At 68.3% G+C, this 18,263-nt stretch carries 20 protein-coding genes; 9 read left to right on the top strand and 11 right to left on the bottom strand.

The annotated features are described in order from the left end of the window. Positions 1-63: 63 nt before the first annotated feature. The gene (locus tag ACWF99_RS22430) at positions 64-1,422 is read right to left on the bottom strand and encodes an MFS transporter (RefSeq protein WP_452537283.1); all 1,359 of its coding nucleotides are present in this window, start codon (positions 1,420-1,422) and stop codon (positions 64-66) included. 172 nt (positions 1,423-1,594) lie between these two features. Between ACWF99_RS22430 and ACWF99_RS22425 the strand changes: the two genes are divergently transcribed. Beyond that, positions 1,595-2,197, top strand: a complete 603-nt coding sequence (locus tag ACWF99_RS22425; protein ID WP_378634082.1) for an NADPH-dependent FMN reductase — start codon at positions 1,595-1,597, stop codon at positions 2,195-2,197. Then, positions 2,194-3,636 (top strand): DHA2 family efflux MFS transporter permease subunit, encoded by a 1,443-nt coding sequence (locus tag ACWF99_RS22420; RefSeq protein WP_378634080.1) that lies wholly within the window; start codon positions 2,194-2,196, stop codon positions 3,634-3,636. The genes ACWF99_RS22425 and ACWF99_RS22420 overlap by 4 nt, the downstream gene beginning before the upstream one ends. Positions 3,637-3,699: 63 nt before the next feature. Here the strand turns inward: ACWF99_RS22420 and ACWF99_RS22415 are convergent, their stop codons facing one another. Both ACWF99_RS22415 and ACWF99_RS22410 read right to left on the bottom strand, forming a co-directional pair. After that, on the bottom strand, positions 3,700-4,842 hold the full coding sequence (locus ACWF99_RS22415) for a L,D-transpeptidase (RefSeq protein ID WP_378634492.1): 1,143 nt from the start codon (positions 4,840-4,842) through the stop codon (positions 3,700-3,702). Between the two features lie 165 nt (positions 4,843-5,007). After that, positions 5,008-5,493, bottom strand: a complete 486-nt coding sequence (locus ACWF99_RS22410; protein ID WP_378634077.1) for a DUF2505 domain-containing protein — start codon at positions 5,491-5,493, stop codon at positions 5,008-5,010. On the opposite strand from ACWF99_RS22410, the gene ACWF99_RS22405 reads away from it, so the two are divergent. The 3 genes from ACWF99_RS22405 (at position 5,492) to ACWF99_RS22395 (ending at position 8,041) form a co-directional block, all read left to right on the top strand. Beyond that, positions 5,492-6,628, top strand: a complete 1,137-nt coding sequence (locus ACWF99_RS22405; RefSeq protein WP_378634074.1) for a UDP-N-acetylmuramate dehydrogenase — start codon at positions 5,492-5,494, stop codon at positions 6,626-6,628. The two genes, ACWF99_RS22410 and ACWF99_RS22405, sit on opposite strands and share 2 nt — an antisense overlap. A 64-nt stretch (positions 6,629-6,692) precedes the next feature. Then, positions 6,693-7,220: a DUF2505 domain-containing protein gene (locus ACWF99_RS22400; protein ID WP_378634071.1), complete on the top strand. Its 528-nt coding sequence runs from the start codon at positions 6,693-6,695 to the stop codon at positions 7,218-7,220. Between the two features lie 23 nt (positions 7,221-7,243). Further along, positions 7,244-8,041 (top strand): class I SAM-dependent methyltransferase, encoded by a 798-nt coding sequence (locus tag ACWF99_RS22395; RefSeq protein ID WP_452537282.1) that lies wholly within the window; start codon positions 7,244-7,246, stop codon positions 8,039-8,041. Here ACWF99_RS22395 and ACWF99_RS22390 read toward each other — a convergent pair. Further along, on the bottom strand, positions 8,027-8,635 hold the full coding sequence (locus ACWF99_RS22390; RefSeq protein ID WP_358186434.1) for a hypothetical protein: 609 nt from the start codon (positions 8,633-8,635) through the stop codon (positions 8,027-8,029). The two genes, ACWF99_RS22395 and ACWF99_RS22390, sit on opposite strands and share 15 nt — an antisense overlap. A gap of 105 nt (positions 8,636-8,740) precedes the next feature. Here ACWF99_RS22390 and ACWF99_RS22385 point away from each other — a divergent pair, with 105 nt between their 5' ends. Continuing rightward, positions 8,741-9,475 carry an LmeA family phospholipid-binding protein gene (locus tag ACWF99_RS22385; RefSeq protein ID WP_378634064.1) on the top strand — a complete coding sequence of 245 codons (735 nt, stop codon included), beginning with the start codon at positions 8,741-8,743 and terminating at the stop codon, positions 9,473-9,475. A 35-nt stretch (positions 9,476-9,510) separates the two neighbouring features. Here the strand turns inward: ACWF99_RS22385 and deoC are convergent, their stop codons facing one another. Then, positions 9,511-10,176 carry a deoxyribose-phosphate aldolase gene (gene deoC / locus ACWF99_RS22380; protein ID WP_378634061.1) on the bottom strand — a complete coding sequence of 222 codons (666 nt, stop codon included), beginning with the start codon at positions 10,174-10,176 and terminating at the stop codon, positions 9,511-9,513. 92 nt (positions 10,177-10,268) lie between these two features. On the opposite strand from deoC, the gene ACWF99_RS22375 reads away from it, so the two are divergent. Further along, positions 10,269-10,796 carry a GNAT family N-acetyltransferase gene (locus tag ACWF99_RS22375; RefSeq protein ID WP_378634058.1) on the top strand — a complete coding sequence of 176 codons (528 nt, stop codon included), beginning with the start codon at positions 10,269-10,271 and terminating at the stop codon, positions 10,794-10,796. A 1-nt stretch (position 10,797) separates the two neighbouring features. On the opposite strand, the gene purU is transcribed toward ACWF99_RS22375, so the two are convergent. The 6 genes from purU to ACWF99_RS22345 form a co-directional block, all read right to left on the bottom strand. Beyond that, complete coding sequence (gene purU / locus ACWF99_RS22370) at positions 10,798-11,688, bottom strand: formyltetrahydrofolate deformylase (RefSeq protein ID WP_378634055.1); 891 nt, start codon at positions 11,686-11,688, stop codon at positions 10,798-10,800. A gap of 20 nt (positions 11,689-11,708) precedes the next feature. Continuing rightward, positions 11,709-12,761, bottom strand: a complete 1,053-nt coding sequence (locus tag ACWF99_RS22365; RefSeq protein WP_378634052.1) for an alpha/beta fold hydrolase — start codon at positions 12,759-12,761, stop codon at positions 11,709-11,711. Positions 12,762-12,837: 76 nt separating this feature from the next. Then, the gene (locus tag ACWF99_RS22360; RefSeq protein WP_056814570.1) at positions 12,838-13,128 is read right to left on the bottom strand and encodes a DUF2516 family protein; all 291 of its coding nucleotides are present in this window, start codon (positions 13,126-13,128) and stop codon (positions 12,838-12,840) included. A 79-nt stretch (positions 13,129-13,207) separates the two neighbouring features. Then, positions 13,208-13,855 (bottom strand): heparin-binding hemagglutinin, encoded by a 648-nt coding sequence (locus tag ACWF99_RS22355; RefSeq protein ID WP_378634049.1) that lies wholly within the window; start codon positions 13,853-13,855, stop codon positions 13,208-13,210. Continuing rightward, the gene (locus ACWF99_RS22350; protein WP_101465494.1) at positions 13,855-14,301 is read right to left on the bottom strand and encodes a helix-turn-helix domain-containing protein; all 447 of its coding nucleotides are present in this window, start codon (positions 14,299-14,301) and stop codon (positions 13,855-13,857) included. Before ACWF99_RS22350 ends, ACWF99_RS22355 begins: the two co-directional genes overlap by 1 nt. A gap of 113 nt (positions 14,302-14,414) precedes the next feature. Beyond that, complete coding sequence (locus ACWF99_RS22345; RefSeq protein ID WP_358061769.1) at positions 14,415-15,746, bottom strand: DUF445 domain-containing protein; 1,332 nt, start codon at positions 15,744-15,746, stop codon at positions 14,415-14,417. 262 nt (positions 15,747-16,008) lie between these two features. Between ACWF99_RS22345 and ACWF99_RS22340 the strand changes: the two genes are divergently transcribed. Further along, on the top strand, positions 16,009-16,698 hold the full coding sequence (locus ACWF99_RS22340) for a TetR/AcrR family transcriptional regulator (RefSeq protein WP_452537361.1): 690 nt from the start codon (positions 16,009-16,011) through the stop codon (positions 16,696-16,698). A gap of 126 nt (positions 16,699-16,824) precedes the next feature. Then, entirely contained in the window at positions 16,825-18,258 is a 1,434-nt protein-coding gene (locus ACWF99_RS22335; RefSeq protein WP_378634044.1) for an ABC1 kinase family protein, read from the top strand. The last annotated feature ends 5 nt before the right edge of the window (positions 18,259-18,263 follow it).

Genomic DNA, 18,263 nt, shown 5'->3' with positions numbered 1-18,263 from the left:
GCCCACCGGACGCGAACGACCCCCCGACCGTCGAGTCGGGGGGTCGTTCGTTTCCGGTCGGGTTCAGGCGTAAGCCAGGGTCTTGACAGGCCAGCGCGGGTGGTCGGGGTCGATCACGTAGGGGTGGGTGTGCTGGACGTGCCGGGGGCCGACCTGAATCGCGTCGGCCAGGATCGCCGGGTCGACCGAGCCGAGTTCGTGGATATGGGTGATCTCGGCCGGGTCGTTGCGGGGCCACAGCCGGATCGCCGCGACGGTGCCGATGCCGGCGATGACGGCCAGGGTCGCCCAGGTAGCCGTGAAGCCGGCGGTGGTGGCCAGCCAGCCGGTGATCGGATAGGTGATCAGCCAGGCGAGGTGGGACAGGGAGAACTGGCCGGCGAAGAGGGCGGGACGGTCTTCCGGTCGGGCGGAGCGGCGCAGGACGCGGCCCGTGGGGGTGAGGATCAGGGCGGTGCCGGCGCCGATGGTGGCCCAGGTGGTGAGGGCGGCGGGCCAGTGCCACTCACCCGTCGGCAGGGTCGAGAGAACGAGCGCAGCGGTCAGGCCGGTGAGCAGCACCGCCGCCCCGGTGAGCATGACCGGGCGTTCACCGCGGCGGTCGAGGATCTTGGGCAGGGTGAGCGCGATGAACATCGTGCCGAGACCGTTCGCCGCGAGCAGCAGCGCGACGCCGGACTGGTCGCCGCCCAGCACATCCCGCGCGTAGTTCACGGTGTTGACCATCACCACCGAGCCCGCCGCGGCGACCACCAGGTTCAATCCGAGCAGTCCACGCAGTCGCGGCGTCGCCGCGAACAGCCGCAGCCCGGCGGCGAGCCGCTCGGCGATCGCGCCGTCACCGACCGCCGCGTTCGGGATGCGCGCGGCCGTTACCAGGGCGACCGACACCGCGAAGCCGAGGCCGGTGCCGACGAACAGCCAGTGGAAGCTGATCAGGCTCAGGGCCAGCGCCGCCAGCATCGGGCTGAGCAGCGTTTCCATCGTCGCCGCGAGCTGGGCGGCCGACAGCGCCTTCGTGTAGTCGCGTTCGTCGGGCAGGATGTCGGGCAGAACCGCCTGGTAGGTGGGGGTGTAGGCGGCCGAGGCGATCTGCAGCAGCGTGATGAGCACGTAGATCTGCCAGATCTGGTCGACGAAGGGCAGGGCGAGCACGATCGCGCCGCGCACACCGTTGAGCGCCATCAGGAATTGCCTGCGCGGCAGCCGGCCGGCGTAGGCGCCCGCGATCGGCGCGACGGTGACGTAGGCGACCATCTTCAGCGTCAGCGCGGTGCTGAGCACGATGGCCGCGTTGCCGCCTGCCAGTTCGTAGGCGAGCAGGCCGAGGGCGACGGTGGTGAGTCCGGTGCCGAACAGGGCCGCGACCTGGGCGGTGAACAGCAATCGGTAGTCGCGGTGCGCGAACAGTGAGGTGCTCATGATGCCTGCCCTTTCAAGGCTGCTTATCTGCGTATGAACGCAATAAGCAGCATAAGCCGAAAAGTATTCCCGGACCACCGAAATCTTTTCCGGCTTGACCTCAACGACCGTTGAGGTAGGACGGTAGAGCGCAGCGGCGGCCGAGGGGCCGTCACCGACGAAGAGGAACGTCATGAGCGCCACGGTTGACCACGCCCGAACCGCAATCAGCCCGCTGCGGCTCGCGGTCGTCATCGGCAGTACCAGGGAGGGGCGCTTCGGTCCGACGATCGCGAGCTGGTTCGTCCGGCAAGCGGCCCTGCGCGACGCCGTCACCGTCGACATCGTCGACACCGCCGGCATCGAACTGCCACACGCGTTCGGCGCCGCCACCGACCACCCTTCCGTCGCCGAAGCCACCGAAAAGCTCTCGCGCGCCGACGCGTTCGTCGTGGTGACACCCGAGTACAACCACAGCTACCCCGGCACGCTGAAGAACCTGATCGACATCCACCACGCCGAATGGCAGGCCAAGCCGGTCGGCTTCGTCTCCTACGGCGGCATTTCCGGCGGACTACGCGCCGTGGAACACCTGCGCCCGGTCTTCGCCGAACTCCACGCCGTCACCGTGCGCGACTCGGTCTGCTTCCCGAATCCGTGGGGCCGATTCGACGACGCGGGCGAGCTGTCCGCGCCGAACGATGCCGACGCCGCCGCGGCGACCATGCTCGACCAGCTCACCTGGTGGGGCGAGGCCCTGCGCACCGCCCGCCTCGCCCAGCCGTACGGGAAGTGAGCGCCGTGATCACCACCGCCGAACCGGCCACCAGCCGGGCTCCGATGCGGATCGCCCTGGTCCTGGTGGTCGGCATGATCATGGCCACGCTCGATCAGACCATCGTGAACGTCGCCATCAACAAGTTGTCGATGGAGTTCCACGCGGGCCTGAGCACGATCCAGTGGGTCGCCACGGGCTACTCGCTCGCCCTCGGCGCCGTGGTGCCGACCTCGGCGTGGCTGGTCGGCCGATTCGGCGCCAAGCGGCTGTATCTGACGGCGATCAGCGCGTTCGTGGTCGGCTCGGTGCTGGCCGGGCTGTCGTGGAACATCGAGTCGCTCATCGCTTTCCGATTGATTCAGGGCGCCAGCGGCGGGCTGTTGATGCCGGTGGCCATGACGATCCTGCTGCGCGCGGCCGGGCCCGACCGCCTCGGGCAGTTGATGAGCACGCTCGGGCTGGCCATTCTGGTCGGCCCCCTGCTGGGCCCGGTGATCGGCGGATATCTGATCGACGAGGTGTCGTGGCGGTGGATGTTCTTCATCAATCTGCCGCTGGGCGCGCTGGTGTTACTGCTGGCGGTGCGGGTGGTGCCCGACGACGCCCCGGAACCGCCGCGGGCGCTCGACATCCGTGGACTGCTGCTGATGTCGCCCGGGTTGGCGCTGGTCATCTACGGCGTCACCGCCGCGGGCGAGAGTGCCGGATTCGCCACGCCCGCGGTGCTGGTGCCGCTGCTGGTGGGGGTCGGCCTGATCGCCGCGTTCGTGCGCCGTTCGCTGACCACCTCGGTGCCACTGCTGGATCTGCGCGTGCTCGGCAACCGGATCACCGGCACCTCCGCGGTGCTGCTGGCGGTGTTCGCCGGCGGCTACTTCGGTTCGATGCTGCTGCTGCCGTTGTACTTCCAGGTGGTGCGCGGTGAGTCAGCACTGGTGGCAGGCGCTTTGGGGATTCCGTTCGCCCTGGCATCGGGTGCGACCATGCAGGTGGCGGGCAGGCTGATCGACCGGATTCCGCCCGGCCGGTACCTGCCCGCGTCGATCACGGTGGCGCTCACCGGTTTCGTGCTGTTCGTGATCCAGCTCGACGCGGACGCGCCGTACTGGGCGCTGTGCCTGACGATGGTGCTGATGGGCGCGGGCGGCGGCGGGACCCTGATGCCGGTGATGACCACGGCGACCCGGCCGCTGAGCCGCGAGCAGCAGCCCGCCGGTTCGACGGTGCTGAACATGATCAGCACCACGTCGATGGCGATCGGGACCGCGGTGGCCTCGGTGACGTTGGGCGCGCTGCTCCCGGTGACGGGTGGCCTCCAGGCGCTCCACGCCATGACGGCGGACCAGCGGGCCGAACTCGCTCCCGCCCTGGCCGACGCGTTCCAGCACACCTATCTGATCGCGCCCGTCATGATCGCGCTGGCGCTCGTCCCAGCGCTGCTCCTGCCCCGACGCTAGGGGCCGGCGAGCCGTCGTGCCGTGGCGTTCGAACCACCGCGGCACGACGGCGCAGGTGCGGGATTATTCGGCGGGCAAGGCGGACATGGACTTCCATGTCGGCCAATCGAGGGCCCAGTCGTAGACGTCGCCGTCGGCCTGGGACAGCTCGATCGAGGTGCCGGTCACCTCCACCGGGTCGCCGTAGAGGGCGGTCGGGAAGTAGGCCTGGGCGTCACCGGGTGAGAGGTTGATGCAGCCGTTGGTGACGTTCGAGGAACCCTGCGCCGAGAGGGATTCGGGGTTGGCGTGGATGAATTCGCCGTTGTTGGAGATACGGACGGCCCAGCGTTCACGAACATTGGTGTAGTACGGCGGATTCGACATCATGAAGTCCTCGTACTTCTCGGTGACGATGTGCACGCCCGAGCGGGTCACGTTGCGCGGCTCGTTGCCTTCGCCGTAGGACACCGCGAAGTCGAAGATCGTGGCGCCGTCGCGCACCACCTGCATGCGGTGACTCGGCGCGTTCGCGATGACGATCTGACTGCGGCCGATGGTGAAGTCGGAGGTGACATCGGAGTCGCCGTAGGCGCCGCCGCCGAGGTCGACGCCGTAGAGCTTCGCGGCGACGTGCACGGTGGTACCGGGGGTCCAGTAGTCCTTCGGACGCCAGTGCACCCGCGAGCCGCCGTCGTCGGGCAGCCAGGCCCATGATCCTTCGGTGCCCTGGTCGGTGGTGACGGTGAGGGCCTTCTCCACGGCCGCCTTGTTCGTGACCGGCCCCGCGAACTTCAGGATGATCGGCGCCGCGATCCCGACCTCCTGGCCGTCGCCGATGTTGATCGTGGCCGGGATGGTCGACTGGGGGCTGATCGTGGTGAAGGTGGCGTCGATCGGGATCGGTTTCGCGTCGGCGCCGATGGCCGTACCGGCCCAGGTGTAGGTGGCGCCGTAGCCGAGCGGTTCGGAGACCTTGTAGGTGGTGCGGTCGGGGCTGAGCTGACCGGTGATCTGCTTGCCGCCGGCATTGGTGAGGGCGATCTGGTCGATCGTGCCGTGCGCGACCGTCACCGACACGGGCGCGACCGGATCCACATCGGTGGCTCCGGGGGTGGGCGCGATGGTGACCTGCGCCACCGGAGCCGCCTCGGCGGCCTCGCCCTGCCGGTCGACGGTGCACCCGGTGAGCACGACGAGCACCGCCAGCACGATCACCGCAACCACGGATCGCCCGCCCTGAACGCCCACTTCACGCCTGTGCGCCGACGAATTACGCCGCGCGGTGACCCGCGCGCGCAACAGATCGGTTACCGAATGTTTGCTCACGCATCGAATGTACGCCGAGCTACCGACCCACACCCCGTGAGCGCGGTCTCACCGAGACCGCTACTACCGGTTGAGCCATTCCTCGGTGAAGGTGGCCTCGTTGCCGAGGAGTTCGATCAGGCGCTCGGAGATGGCCGCCTCGATCTTGCCGCCGAACAGCGGGATCTTCACCTCGATGGTGCCGTTGATGGCGGTGGTGGAGCCGGTGCCGCCGTCGGGTGCCATGGTCACCGTGCCGCGGACCACGGCGGGGGCGCCGTCGACGTGGGCCTCGAAGATGCCGCCGGTGCCGGTGTAGGTCTCGGTGCGCGGAATGATCAGGTCGCCGGGGCGCACAGCGGTGATGGCGGGCGGGAGCTGGTCGGCGGGGATGGACTGCACCATCTGGACGCGGACCTGGTCGCCGTCCACGGCGAAGGCGTCGAGCCGGGCACCGGGCCCGCCGACCTCGGCGATCCGGGCCTTCCAGTACTGCTCGTCGGAGTACGCGGCGCGCACCGCATCGACGGAATGCGTGTAGCCGGCAGTGAACGCCAGAGGTGTAGCCATGCTCGACACGGTACCGTCTGCGGACGTGCGTACAACACGGGTGGTGTCCTCCGATCAGCTGCGTGACCTGCTTGCCGATACCGGCGCGAAGGTCCGCGATTCGGTGCGTTTGTCCGAATTGACGACCTTGCGGGTCGGCGGGCCCGCGCTGCTCGCCGAATGCGCGAGCACCGAGGCCCTGGTGGCCACGGTGAAGGCCCTGGACGCGGCCGGTATCGCGGTGCTGCTGGTGGCGGGCGGGTCGAACCTGCTCATCGACGACGCGGGCTTCGACGGCGTGGTCGTGCTGGTCGGCACGACCGGCGTCGAGCTGGGAACCGACAACGTGGTGGCCGAGGCGGGCGCGAACTGGGACGAGGTCGTCGCGGCGACCGTCGCGGCCGGGCTGGGCGGGCTGGAGTGCCTGTCCGGGATTCCGGGTTCGGCCGGTGCGACACCGGTGCAGAACGTCGGCGCGTACGGCGTGGAGGTGGCGTCGCTGCTGCGCCGGGTGCGCCTGCTCGATCGCACGACCGGGGACGTGCGCTGGGCCGAACCCGCCGAACTGGGCTTCGGCTACCGGACCAGCGTGCTCAAGCACAGCGACGACGCGGTGGTGCTCGCGGTGGAATTCGCCCTGGATCCGAGCGGGATGAGCGCGCCGCTGCGCTACGGCGAGCTGGCGAAGGTGCTCGGCGCGGGCGACGGCGAGACCCGCCCGGTCGAGCAGGTGCGCGCCGAAGTGCTGCGCCTGCGGGCGGGCAAGGGCATGGTCCTCGACCCGGCCGACCACGACACCTGGAGCGCCGGTTCGTTCTTCACCAACCCGGTCGTCACCGAGGAGCAGCTGCCGCGGGTACTGGCCGCGATCGCCGCGCACGTCGGCGACGACGTCAAGGTGCCCACCTATCCCGCACCCGACGGCACCAAGCTCTCGGCGGGCTGGCTCATCGAACGCGCCGGTTTCGCGAAGGGCTTCCCCGGCGACAGCGCCGCCGCGCGCCTGTCGACCAAGCACACCCTGGCCCTGACCAACCGTGGCACCGCGACCGCGTCCGACATCGTCGCCCTGGCCCGCACCGTGCGCGCGGGCGTCCAGGAAAGGTTCGGCGTGACGCTGGAGCCGGAACCGGTAACCGTCGGCATCGATTTATAGGACCGAGCACAGACAACCCACCTCTTCCCTCCGCCCGCACCCCAACCACGTAACGTGTTCTGCCATGGCACGCAGACTGGACTACTCGGCTCGCTACCCCCTGCACACCACCGAAGAGCTGTACGCAGCGCTCCAGAGCAGGGACTACTGGGAAGCCCGCGTCGCCGAAATGCGCAAGTACGCGCCCAACAACGAAGTGGTGAGCCTCGACGTCACCGACGACGGCATCGACGTGGTCCTGCACCACACCCTGCCCCGCGAGATGCTCCCCGAGATCGCCCAGACCGTGATGCGCAAGGACATGGTGATCACCCGCAAGGAGAGCTGGGGCCCGTTCGCCCACGACGAGACCGAGGGCAAGTTCTCCGCCTCGATTCCGGCCGGCCCCGGCAGCCTGACCGGCACCATCCGCCTGTTCCCCACCGACACCGGCGCTACCATGCGCTTCTCCCCCACCGCCAAGGTCTTCATCCCCATGGTCGGCCCGCGCCTGGAGCAGTTGATGCTGGTGAACCTGGTGGACCTGTTCCGCGCCGAGCAGGAAGAGACCCTGCGCTACCTGGACAATCAGACCGCCGACAAGTCGGTCTGACGCACCGGAGAGCCTCGACGCCCGTGGCCCCCAGCCGCAAGGCCCTCCCGCCGGTCGGCACCATCACCCGCGGCACCACCGGCGTCAACCGTTTGCGCCGCAGTGACCGCTGGCTCGTCAACGACGAACTCGTCAGCACGACACTGCGTGAATCCTCCAACCCCTTGGTCGTCGACCTCGGCTACGGCGCCGCACCGTGGACCACCTTCGAACTGGCCGCCCGGCTGCGCACCGTCCGCTCCGACCTCGAGGTGGTCGGCCTGGAGATCGACCCGGCCCGCGTCGTAGCACCCCGCGACGGCGTCCGGTTCGCCCGAGGCGGCTTCGAGCTGGCGGGCCTGCGACCGACCCTGGTCCGCGCGTTCAACGTCCTGCGCCAATATCCCGAGGACGCCGTGCCCGACGCGTGGTCGCGCATCCAGTCCAACCTGGCACCCGACGGACTGCTCGTCGACGGCACCTGCGACGAACTCGGCCGCCGCTGCGCCTGGGTCCTGCTCGACCGACACCGCCCCCTCTCCCTGACGCTGGCCTGGGATCCGTTCACCGTGGACCAGCCCTCCGACATCGCCGAGCGCCTGCCGAAAGCGTTGATCCACCGCAACATTCCCGGCGAACGCGTGCACACGCTCCTCACCGCCGCCGACCGGGCCTGGGAGCGTGCCGCGGCCATGGCGCCGTACGGCCCTCGCATCCGCTGGCGTGCAGCGGCGGAGATGCTGCGCGCCAACGGTTTCCCGGTCCACACCTACAAACGGCGAATGCGCGATTGCGTGCTGTCGGTGCCCTGGGACGTGGTCGCCCCGTCAGACCCGGCTTAACGCCCGTCGCACCCGCGCCGACGCCCGCGGCGCCAATTGCTGCCCACCCCACCAGATCTCGTCGGTATCGCACCGGTGGATCGCCACCGCGTCGGCCACCACCTCGTCCAGCGCCGACTGCGAGATCTCGGTTTCGGCCAGATCCAGGACCGTGCGCACCGGCGTGGTCACCAGAAACGGCCCTGCCGACTCGACGTCCGCCGCGCAGAGCTTGCGCCGGGTCAGCACCAACCGTGGGGTCACCGGCGGGCGACCCGCCGACACCGACAGGTGCAGAAACCGGGGCTGTAACCTGCCGATCCCGTGCAGTTCCGCCGCACTCTGGTACGACACCGCCGCCGCGCCGTCGAACCACGCCGCCCACATCGCGTACTCGTCGAGCGGCCCCACCCGCCACTGGCCCAGCCGCATCATCCCGACCCCGGCCCTGGTCACCGACCCGTCCCCCAGGGCCGCCCTGACCTGTGATTCGCAGCCGGTACGCAACACCTGACGCGTGGTGAAGAAGCCCGCGTGCCGCCCGGCGAGGCGCCGCAGCACCCGCCATCGATGATCCGCTGTCCCCGCCACCCGGCGCGCGCCCTCGCCAGTCATGCAACCCAGATTACGCCCGGTTGCGTGCGCCAGGTCACATTTTGTGTGAAGGCTTTCACTACGTCCTCAGAGCGGACACAGAAAGATCGGGAAGAATCCGATGCCATGACCACACAAAAGCCCCCTCGCCCCAGGATCGGTCGGCGCTCTCTGGTGATCGCGTTGGCCGTGGTCGCCGTTCTGCTCGTCGCGGCCATCGGCGGAACCGAAGCCTATGCCCGGCACAAGATCTCGAGCTGTATCAGCGGCGCGTTCGAGCAACAGATGGGCTCGAGCATCGACGTGGGCTTCGGCCCGCGCCCGATCCTGCTGTCGTATGTGGACGGCAAGGTCGGCACGATCACCGTCGACAGCGAGGACAACCAGTTCGGCCCCGCTGTCGGGATGGTGGTGCACGCGAAATTCAACGACATCGAGCTCGTCGACCGCGGCCGAGGCGGCGGCACCATCGACAGCTCGACCGCCGACGTGACCTGGAACAACGACGGCATCCGCGAGACCCTCGGCACCATGGTCAGCGGCGTGAGCTCCTCGGCGAGCACCGGAGTGCTGACTCTCGATGTGCTCGGCGGCCTCGCCCAGCTGGAGGTGCAGCCGATGGTCCGCGACGGCAACGTCACGGTGGAGACGAAGTCTGCGCAGATACTCGGCATCGGGCTGCCCACCGACCTCGTGCAGGACATCGTCGAGACCTTCACCCAGAGCTTGCAGAGCTACCCGCTCGGCCTGCGCGCGCAGGAGGTCAAGGTCACCGACGACGGTGTGAGCGTGCACCTTTCGGGCGGCAAGACCGCACTCGAGAGCGACCCGTCCGCTCAGCAGTCCGGGTTCACCTGCTGATCGTGCGCGGCGGTGACGACTCGGGACAACCTCGTCTAGTCGGGAAAACCGTCGAGGACCGCAGCCGATTTCGACAACCCGAGACGCGTAGCACCGGCCTCGATCATCGCGGCGGCGTCCGCGGCGGTGCGGATTCCGCCGCTGGCCTTCACCCCGAGTCGTCCGCCGACGGTCTCGGCCATCAACCGCACCGCGTGCACGCTCGCACCGCCCGCGGGATGAAAACCGGTGGAGGTCTTCACGAAATCGGCGCCCGCCTGCTCGGCCGCCCGGCACGCGCCCACGATCGCCGCATCGGTGAGCGCCGCCGACTCGATGATCACCTTGAGCACGGCCCGATCCCTGGTCGCCTCGCGCACGGTGATGATGTCGGCGAGCACGGCGTTGAAATCACCGGCCAGCGCGGCGCCCACGTCGATCACCATGTCCACCTCGGCGGCGCCCTGATCCACCGCCAGCCGCGCCTCGGCGCCCTTCACCAGCGAATGGTGTTTGCCGGACGGGAAACCCGCCACTGTGGCCACCACCAGCCCCGGCGCACGCACCGGCAGCATCGAGGGCGACAGGCAGATCGCGTACACCCCCAACTTGCGCGCCTCGACGACCAGCGAGTCGACCTCGGCCGGAGTGGCTTCCGGCGCGAGCAGGGTGTGGTCGATCATGTCGGCCACGGCGGCCCGGGTCAGCGGCGCGGAAGTCATTTCCCGAGCATCGCACACGCGCGGCCGAGTCCGGAACATCGGGCACGGCACATCATTGCGCTCCCGTACCCAAATCCTGGAGACTTAAGCCTGTGCTGATCCGTCGCGAGACCCCAGCGGACGCCCCGGCGATCGCCGCGATCCACCGCGCCGCGTTCGCCCCGCATTACGCGGGCGATCCGGCCGTCACCGAACCACCCGAACCCGCCCTCGTCGAGACGCTACGTACCGACGAGTCGTGGATGCCCACGCTGTCGCTGGTCGCCCTCGAGTACGACACCGTCGTGGGGCACATCTGTCTCACCAGAGCCGGAATCGGCCCGTTCCCGGTGCTCGCGCTGGGTCCGCTCGGCGTCGATCCGGAGCATCAGAAGTCCGGGATCGGCTCGGCATTGGTCCACGCCGCCCTCGGCGCCGCCGACGCCCTCGACGAATCGGTCGTCGGCCTGGTCGGCGATCCCGACTACTACGCCCGCTTCGGCTTCGTCCCCGGCGCGCGGCTCGGCGTCGTGCCCGACGAAGCCGAGTGGGCGCCGTACTTCCAGGTCCGCCCGCTCACGGCCTACGATTCCGCCGTGACCGGTGAATTCCGTTATCCGGCACCGTTTTACGACCTATAGGTCATTCGAAGACGACCGTGCGGCGACCGTGCACGAGCACCCGGCCCTCCAGGTGCCAGCGCAGTCCACGCGCGAGCACGACACGCTCGATGTCACGTCCCTGTCTGACCATGTCACGCACGTCGTCGGCGTGATCGACGCGGATCACGTCCTGCTCGATGATGGGCCCCGCGTCCAGCTCGGCGGTGACGTAGTGGCAGGTCGCCCCGATCAGCTTCACCCCGCGCGCATACGCCTGGTGATAGGGCCGGGCGCCGACGAACGAGGGCAGGAAGCTGTGGTGGATGTTGAGCGCGCGCCCGGCCCAGTGCTCGCACAGCTCGGCGGGCAGCACCTGCATGAAACGGGCGAGCACCACGGCGTGCGGGTCGTGGGAGTCGACGAGGTCGCGCACCTGCTCGAAGGCCGGACCGCGCTCGGCCGGGTCCTTCGGGAACGGCACGTAATGGAACTTCACCCCGTGCGCCTCGGTCATGCCCGCGAGGTCGGGGTGGTTGCCGATCACGGCCTCGATGGTCGCGGGCAGCTCACCGGCCTGTGCGCGGCCGAGCAGGTCGTGCAGGCAGTGCCCGTCCTTGCTGACCAGCAGCACCGCGCGCCGCGGGGCACCGGAATCGTGCAGCTGCCATTCGGTCTCGGGACCGAACTCGGCGGCCACCTCGGCGAAGCGCACCCGCAGCTCGTCGATGGAGAACGGCACCGTCGAGGCCTTCACAGCCTGGCGGGTGAAGAACCAGCCGATGTCACCGTCGGAGTGATACCCGGCCTCCACGATCGAGCCGCCGAAGCCGGCGATGAACGAGGAGATCCGGGCGATGACGCCCGGCCGGTCCGGGCACCCGAGGGTCAGCACGAACCGACGGTCGTCCGAGGTCACAGCGGTAGAACTCATCCGCCGATTCTCGCAGGCGGTCAGGCCAGGGCGCGCACGGGCTCGTTGACGGCGGCCAGCACTCGGGCCACCTCGGCGTTGAACAGGTCGAAGCGTTCGACATTGCCGAGGTGTCCGGTCGGCAGCACCTTGAACCCGGCGAGCGTGCCTGCTTCCTGGAGCAGCGCGGCCAGGCGCTCGGCGTGGATCGCCGGGGTCATGTCGTCGCGATCGCCCGCGAGCACGGTGGTCGGGACCGAGAAATTCTTCGCGTCATCGCCCAGGTGCAGCTCGGTGAGCAGGAACCCGTAGCGCGAACGCGTCATCATCGGACAGCCGCGCACCACCGACAGCGCGTAATTCAGCTTCTCGCGCGAGGTATCGAGGGTCATCACCTGCCGGGCGAAGATCCAGCGCACCGGCTTGATCGGCGGGAACACCACCGGGGTGCCGAGAATGAGCTTGCCGAGCCAGTCCGGCGTCGGCATCGAACGGCCGCCGAGAATCCGCAGCGGGATGTTCAGACCGGGAACCATGGTCGACACCTCGACCAGTGAGTGCGCGCCGGTGTTGGTGAGGATCACCGCGGCGGCCTGTTCGGCGACCCGCTCCGGGTAACGGCCCGCCCAGGCGATGAGCGTCATCCCGCCCATGCTGTGCCCGGCCAGTACCGCGCGCTGACCCGGCAGCAGCACGGCGTCGAGCACGTCGCACAGGTCGTCGGCGAGCAGATTGGTGCTCGGGCGGGCGTAGCCGTTGGTGCTCTCGCCGTGGCCGCGCTGGTCGTAGGCGACCACGCGGTACTCGCCGGCGAAGGCGTTGATCTGGGCGTTCCAGTACTCGATCGAACACGTCCAGCCGTGGGCGAACACGATGACGGGCGCGTCGACCGGGCCGTAGGCGTGCACCCGCAGGCGGGCGCCGTCGGCGGTGACCACGGGGATCACGTCGTGCGGTACCCGCGGCGGATCGAAGGCCGCGATCCCGTGCGTCCGCGTCCGCAGATCCGCCCGGTGGGCCGCGAGGGTGGTCTCGACCACGGTGGACACCCGGTCGACCAGGTTCACCAGAGCCGTCGGCATCTTTGCGCGCATCGGCACACTCCTTTGTGTTACTGATAGATACAGTAACACCGCGTACCACTCACCCGCGAGCCCTTCTGAGGGCTATTTACCAGCGCGGGCCGCGCTGCACCTCGTCCACCTTCGGGCGCACATCGGCCAGATACACCCCGGTCGCGATGATCGCGATGAACGACAGCATCCCCAGCCCGCCGATGCCGATCAGCAGAAACACCAGCGCACCACCGAGAATGGCCAGCCAGATCGGTTTGGTCATCTTGTCGACGGCGGTGAAGGCATCCGAACGCTGGCGCACAGCGTGAATGAGCGCGAATACCGTCGCGCCGAAGGCGCCGATCCACAGGATCAGCAGAATCAGCGAGGTCATCCCATTCACCATGTTCACACCCCCATCATACGAACAGCGGCCCCGCACACACCTGGTGTACGGGGCCGCTGTCAGCGGTACTGCGCGAAGGTTAGACCTTCTTGGGCGCGGCAGCCTTCTTGGCCGGAGCGGCCTTCTTGGCCGGAGCCTTCTTGGCGGCGGGAGCCTTGGCCGGAGCCGGCTCGGTGGTGACGGCGACGACCTCGGCCTCGACCACGGCGTCGACCTTGTCGGCCACCGCTTCGGCCTCAGCCTTGGTGCGGCCCAGCAGGTCGTTGACCTTGGTCAGGGCATCCTCGGCGCGAGCGGAGGCATCCTTGTAGAGGTTCTCGACGCGGCCGATCTGCTCGTCGACGGCCTGGTTGGCACGCAGCCGGTCGACGGTCTCCTCGCCGCGAACGGCGAGATCGGCGTAGATGTCGAGCGCCTGGCGGTAGTACTGCTCGGCCAGCTTGCGCAGCTCTTCGGGGGTGAACTTCTCGCGCAGCTCGGCGAGGTCCTCCGGCAGCTCCGACGGCAAGCCGGAGATACGGTCACGCAGGGTGTCGAACTGGGCCTGCACATCGGCGGGCACGTTCGCGATGCGCTCGCGGGCCTCTTCGACGCGGGCCTTCGGGTCGGCGGTGGCAACGCGGCCACGCACGTCGGCGACGACGTCGTTCACGGCGGCGTAGATGGCGTCACCGGCGCCGACGGTGGCGAACAGCGGCTTGGTCACAGTGGCGGTCTTCTCGGTCATCAGTCTTCAGTCTCCTGGTGTGGCGGAGTGTCAGTTGTCGTGAACGAAACGTCAGTGTCTCGTTCGTTCCCCCCTGAGCCGGCTTCTTCCCCGTTTTCCCGGCGAAACGACTCATAGATTTCCAGCAACACCTGTTTCTGCCGCTCGGACACCGAAGTGTCGGCGAGCAGGGCGTCACGGACCGGGCTGTGCGGACGCTGCTCCAGAAATCCTGCCCGCACATACAACACCTCCGAGGAAACCCGCAGTGCCTTGGCGATCTGCGCGAGTACTTCGGCGGAGGGATTACGTAATCCGCGTTCGATTTGGCTCAGGTACGGATTACTTACCCCCGCCAGAGCGGCGAGCTGACGCAGGGACACCTGCGCACCTTCGCGCTGTGCCCTGATGAAACCTCCGATATCTTGAGCCGCGTGCGCTACACGACTCTCGGGTTGGTCTGTCATCGCTCACCTTCTGGCGTTGTAAGGCCAATAGTAGAACAGGGTGCTAGCTATTGCAAGCACTACAGTTAGCACCCGGTCGGCTAACGCGTACGCAGCCCCGGTTACCAGGTCGTTCAGTGGAACAGCAGCTGCGAGATCGTGTAGATGGCCAGGCCGGCGAGCGAGCCGACGACCGTGCCGTTGATCCTGATGAATTGCAGATCCCGACCGACCTGCAATTCGATCTTCCTGCTCGCCTCGTCGGCGTCCCAGCGCGCGACCGTATCGGTCACCAATGTCGTGATCTCCGCGGAGTAGTTACCGACCAGATAGCGAGCACCGCGATCGATCCACCCGTCCACTTTGCCACGCATCTCCGGGTCGTCGCGGAGGCGCTCGCCGAGCTGCTGCACATTCTCGGCCACCTTGCGCCGAAGGGTGGAATCGGGATCTTCGGCCGATTCCAAGATCAATCGCTTCGCCGCCCGCCAGGTGGCCTCGGCCATTCCGGTGATCTGCTCGCGGCCCATGATCTCGGCTTTGACCTTCTCCGCCTTGGCGATCATCGCGTCGTCGTGTTGCAGGTCCTCGGCGAAATCCTGGAGAAAGCGATCGGCGGCCCGGCGCAATTCGTGATCAGGATCGGAGCGCACCTTCCAGGTGAACTCGACGAGTTCCCGATAAATTCGCTCCGACAGCAATGTATTGACAAATTTCGGTGCCCATTGCGGCGCATCGCGCACCACGATCCGGTCGATCGTGTCCTGGGAACCCAGCGCCCACTGATGGGCGCGCTCGGCCAGCAGGTCGATCAGCGGCCGCTGCCGGTTGTCGGCGATCATCTCCGAGAGCACCCGGCCCAGCGGCGGCCCCCACAGCGGTTCGGCGATCCGCTTGACGATGGTGTTGTCGATGATCTGCTCGACGTCCTCGTCGCGCAGGGTGTTGACCACCGCGGTCAGGATCGTCGCGCTCTCCTGCGCCACCCGGGCCGCGTGCGCCGGATCGGCCATCCACCGGCCCACCCGCAGCGAGATCTGCGCCGAGTCCAAGCGCGCCGAGACCACGTCGGGGGCGAGGAAGTTGGTGCCCACGAAGGCGCCCAGGCTCTCGCCGAGCTGGTCCTTCTTCTTACGGATGATCGCGGTGTGCGGGATCGGCAGACCCAGCGGGTGCTTGAACAGCGCGGTGACCGCGAACCAGTCGGCCAGTGCGCCGACCATGCCCGCCTCCGAGGCCGCGCGGACATAGCCCACCCACTCGCCACCGCCGCCGCGCGATTCGAGCCAGCGGCACAGCAGGTAGATCACACTGGCCACCAGCAGGAAACTGGTCGCCAGCGCCTTCATCTTGAACAGGTCACGTTTTTTGCCCGCCTCGTCGGTCATCACCGCGAAGCCGGCGGGCTGTGCGGCGGGCTCGGTGCGCGGCGTGAGAACCGCCGTGTTGCCGGGAGATTTCTCCATAGCCCCCATTCTGCTGTGCGCACGGCGAGTGCGCCGCCGCCAACCCCGCGTGGCGTCGCCCACGACACGGCGAACCGCGCGGTTTGTCGTACGCGCGCGTAAGCACTCGAGTGTGGTAAATGCCGCAACGTGGGCCAAAGGAGCGCCACCCCACACCGGCGCGCCTAAGCTGTTGACTAAAGACGCCAACATCGATCACGAGGGGGCTGTTCTGTCCACCGAAGACCTTGTCGAGATCGGCGAGCAGTCGAGCCGAGCCAGTGTGCGCGGCGGCGGCGGCCAGGCCGACGGCCGCAAACGTCGGTGGCGACAGCACAAGATCGACCGCCGCGAGGAGCTGGTCGACGGCACGCTCAACGCCATCCGCGCGCGGGGCAGCCAGGCGGGCATGGACGAGATCGCCACCGAGATCGGCGTGTCCAAGACCGTGCTGTACCGCTACTTCGCGGACAAGAACGACCTGGTCCACGCCACCATGCAGCGGTTCATCGAAACCACGCTGCTGCCCCGGGTGTACGGCGCGATCAGTCTCGACGCCGACGAATACCAACTCGTGCGCGCCGCGATGACCGAATACGTCGGCACCGTCGACGACGACCCCGAGGTCTACCGGTTCATCATGAGCAATGCCGCGGGCGACAAGTCCTCGCTCGCGGAGTTCGAGCGCCTCTTCGCCGAGGTGGTCACCACGGTGCTGGTCGACCGGGCCGGCGCCAAGGGCATCCGCACCGAGGGCGCGATGCTGTGGTCGTACGTGCTGGTCGGCGGCATTCAGCTGGCCACCCACTGGTGGACCACCACCGACAAAGCCATGCCGCGTCAGGACGTCATCGACTACCTCACGATGATGGCCTGGAGTGCGATCGAGGGCATGGCCCGCGCGGGCGGTTCACCCGAGATCTTCACCGCGCAGCCGCATCCGCTCCCCGAAATGCCGCAACAGTCGCCCTGACCCGGGATTTCCCGCGTTCGAGGGAGCCGGGCTCGACAACGGCGCGCGGTTGGCTACGCTGAACCCGGGCGGGACGCTGTGGCTTGTGTCACCGCCGTGCGCGTCGGCACCAACGGAGGTATCTCGATGGCGAAGAACGTGCCGACTTCCCGGCTTGCCCGCGGGACGAAGCTGGGGGCAGTCGCGGCGGGGTCGGTCATCCGCTCGAAGAAGACCAGATTGTCGATGCGCGGCCGCTCGGAGGCCGTGCGCGCGCGGATGGCCGAGGAGTCGATGATCCGCACCACCGAACAGGTGGTCATGGTGCTGGGCACCATGAAGGGCGTCGCGATGAAGCTGGGCCAGATGATGTCGGTGCTCGACCTGGATCTGGTGCCGGAGAACCATCGCGAGCGGTTCCAGCAGCGCCTGGCCGTGCTGCGCAACGCGGCGCCGACGGTGTCGTTCGAGTCCATGCGCACGGTGATCGAGCAGGATTTCGGTGCCCCGCTGGCGGAGATCTTCGCCGAATTCGATCCGGAGCCGATCGCCGCCGCCTCGATCGGCCAGGTGTACCGGGCCACGCTGAACGACGGCCGTGCTGTCGCGGTGAAGGTCCAGTACCCCGGGGTCGACGCGGCCGTGCGCGCGGATCTGAAGAACCTCACCATGTTCCGCCGGGTGCTGGCCTCGGCGATGCCGTGGATCACCCCCGCGGTACTCGACGAGCTGAAACTGAACATGGAGAGCGAGCTCGACTACCAGGCCGAAGCCGCCACCCAGGCCGAGATCGCGCACCTGTACCGCGACCACCCGTTCATCGTGGTGCCGTCCTCGGTACCCGAGCTGTCGACCACCCGCGTGCTGGTCAGCGAGTTCATCGACGGCGACGGCTTCGACGAGGTGCGGAAAATGCCCGCCGCGGTGCGTGACCGGGTCGGCGAGATCATCTACCGCTTCTACGTCGGCTCGCTGTTCAGCTTCAACGAGTTCTGTGGCGACCCGCACCCGGGCAATGTGCTGCTCGCCCGTGACGGCCGGGTCGCCTTTCTCGATTTCGGGTTGTTCAACCGGATGGATCCCAAGCTGGTCGGATTCGAGATCCAGTGCCTGCGCGCGGCCGCCGAGGACCGCGCGGAAGACCTGCGGCAGCTGATGATCGATCGCGGCGTGATCGATTCGCCCGAGGAGATCGGCGCCGAGGAATGCCTCGAATACGTGCTCGCCGCCTCGGAATGGTGTCTGGTGGACGAGGAACTCACCATCACCCCGGAACTGGCCAGCGGCGCGTTCCTGCTCGCCGTCGACCCGAGGGCCAGCGAGTTCACCGGCATGAAGCAGCAGAATCTGCCGCCCGAACACCTGTTCTCGCGCCGCGCCGACTTCCTCACCTTCGGCATGCTCGGCCAGCTCGACAGCACCAACAACTGGCATGTGATCGCCAGGGAATGGCTCTACGGCGATCCGCCGGTCACCGAACTCGGTCTGGCCCACCGTGATTGGCTCGCCACTCATCCACCGAAACCGGTGAAGAAGACTCGCGCCCCCCGCAAGGCCGGCGCACCGGCCACCAAGCCCTGAATCAC

The sequence above is a fragment of the Nocardia sp. NPDC055002 genome, assembly GCF_053608825.1.
Note: the sequence above shows the minus strand (reverse complement) of the source record. Positions and strands in the feature narration are given on the sequence as shown.

Coding starts and splice junctions, on each gene's coding strand:
- ACWF99_RS22430 (WP_452537283.1), bottom strand. CDS start 1,422: ATGAGCACCTCACTGTTCGCGCACCGCGACTACCGATTGCTGTTCACC.
- ACWF99_RS22425 (WP_378634082.1), top strand. CDS start 1,595: ATGAGCGCCACGGTTGACCACGCCCGAACCGCAATCAGCCCGCTGCGG.
- ACWF99_RS22405 (WP_378634074.1), top strand. CDS start 5,492: ATGCTCGACACGGTACCGTCTGCGGACGTGCGTACAACACGGGTGGTG.
- ACWF99_RS22410 (WP_378634077.1), bottom strand. CDS start 5,493: ATGGCTACACCTCTGGCGTTCACTGCCGGCTACACGCATTCCGTCGAT.
- ACWF99_RS22400 (WP_378634071.1), top strand. CDS start 6,693: ATGGCACGCAGACTGGACTACTCGGCTCGCTACCCCCTGCACACCACC.
- ACWF99_RS22390 (WP_358186434.1), bottom strand. CDS start 8,635: ATGACTGGCGAGGGCGCGCGCCGGGTGGCGGGGACAGCGGATCATCGA.
- ACWF99_RS22385 (WP_378634064.1), top strand. CDS start 8,741: ATGACCACACAAAAGCCCCCTCGCCCCAGGATCGGTCGGCGCTCTCTG.
- deoC (WP_378634061.1), bottom strand. CDS start 10,176: ATGACTTCCGCGCCGCTGACCCGGGCCGCCGTGGCCGACATGATCGAC.
- purU (WP_378634055.1), bottom strand. CDS start 11,688: ATGAGTTCTACCGCTGTGACCTCGGACGACCGTCGGTTCGTGCTGACC.
- ACWF99_RS22365 (WP_378634052.1), bottom strand. CDS start 12,761: ATGCGCGCAAAGATGCCGACGGCTCTGGTGAACCTGGTCGACCGGGTG.
- ACWF99_RS22360 (WP_056814570.1), bottom strand. CDS start 13,128: ATGGTGAATGGGATGACCTCGCTGATTCTGCTGATCCTGTGGATCGGC.
- ACWF99_RS22355 (WP_378634049.1), bottom strand. CDS start 13,855: ATGACCGAGAAGACCGCCACTGTGACCAAGCCGCTGTTCGCCACCGTC.
- ACWF99_RS22350 (WP_101465494.1), bottom strand. CDS start 14,301: ATGACAGACCAACCCGAGAGTCGTGTAGCGCACGCGGCTCAAGATATC.
- ACWF99_RS22345 (WP_358061769.1), bottom strand. CDS start 15,746: ATGGAGAAATCTCCCGGCAACACGGCGGTTCTCACGCCGCGCACCGAG.
- ACWF99_RS22335 (WP_378634044.1), top strand. CDS start 16,825: ATGGCGAAGAACGTGCCGACTTCCCGGCTTGCCCGCGGGACGAAGCTG.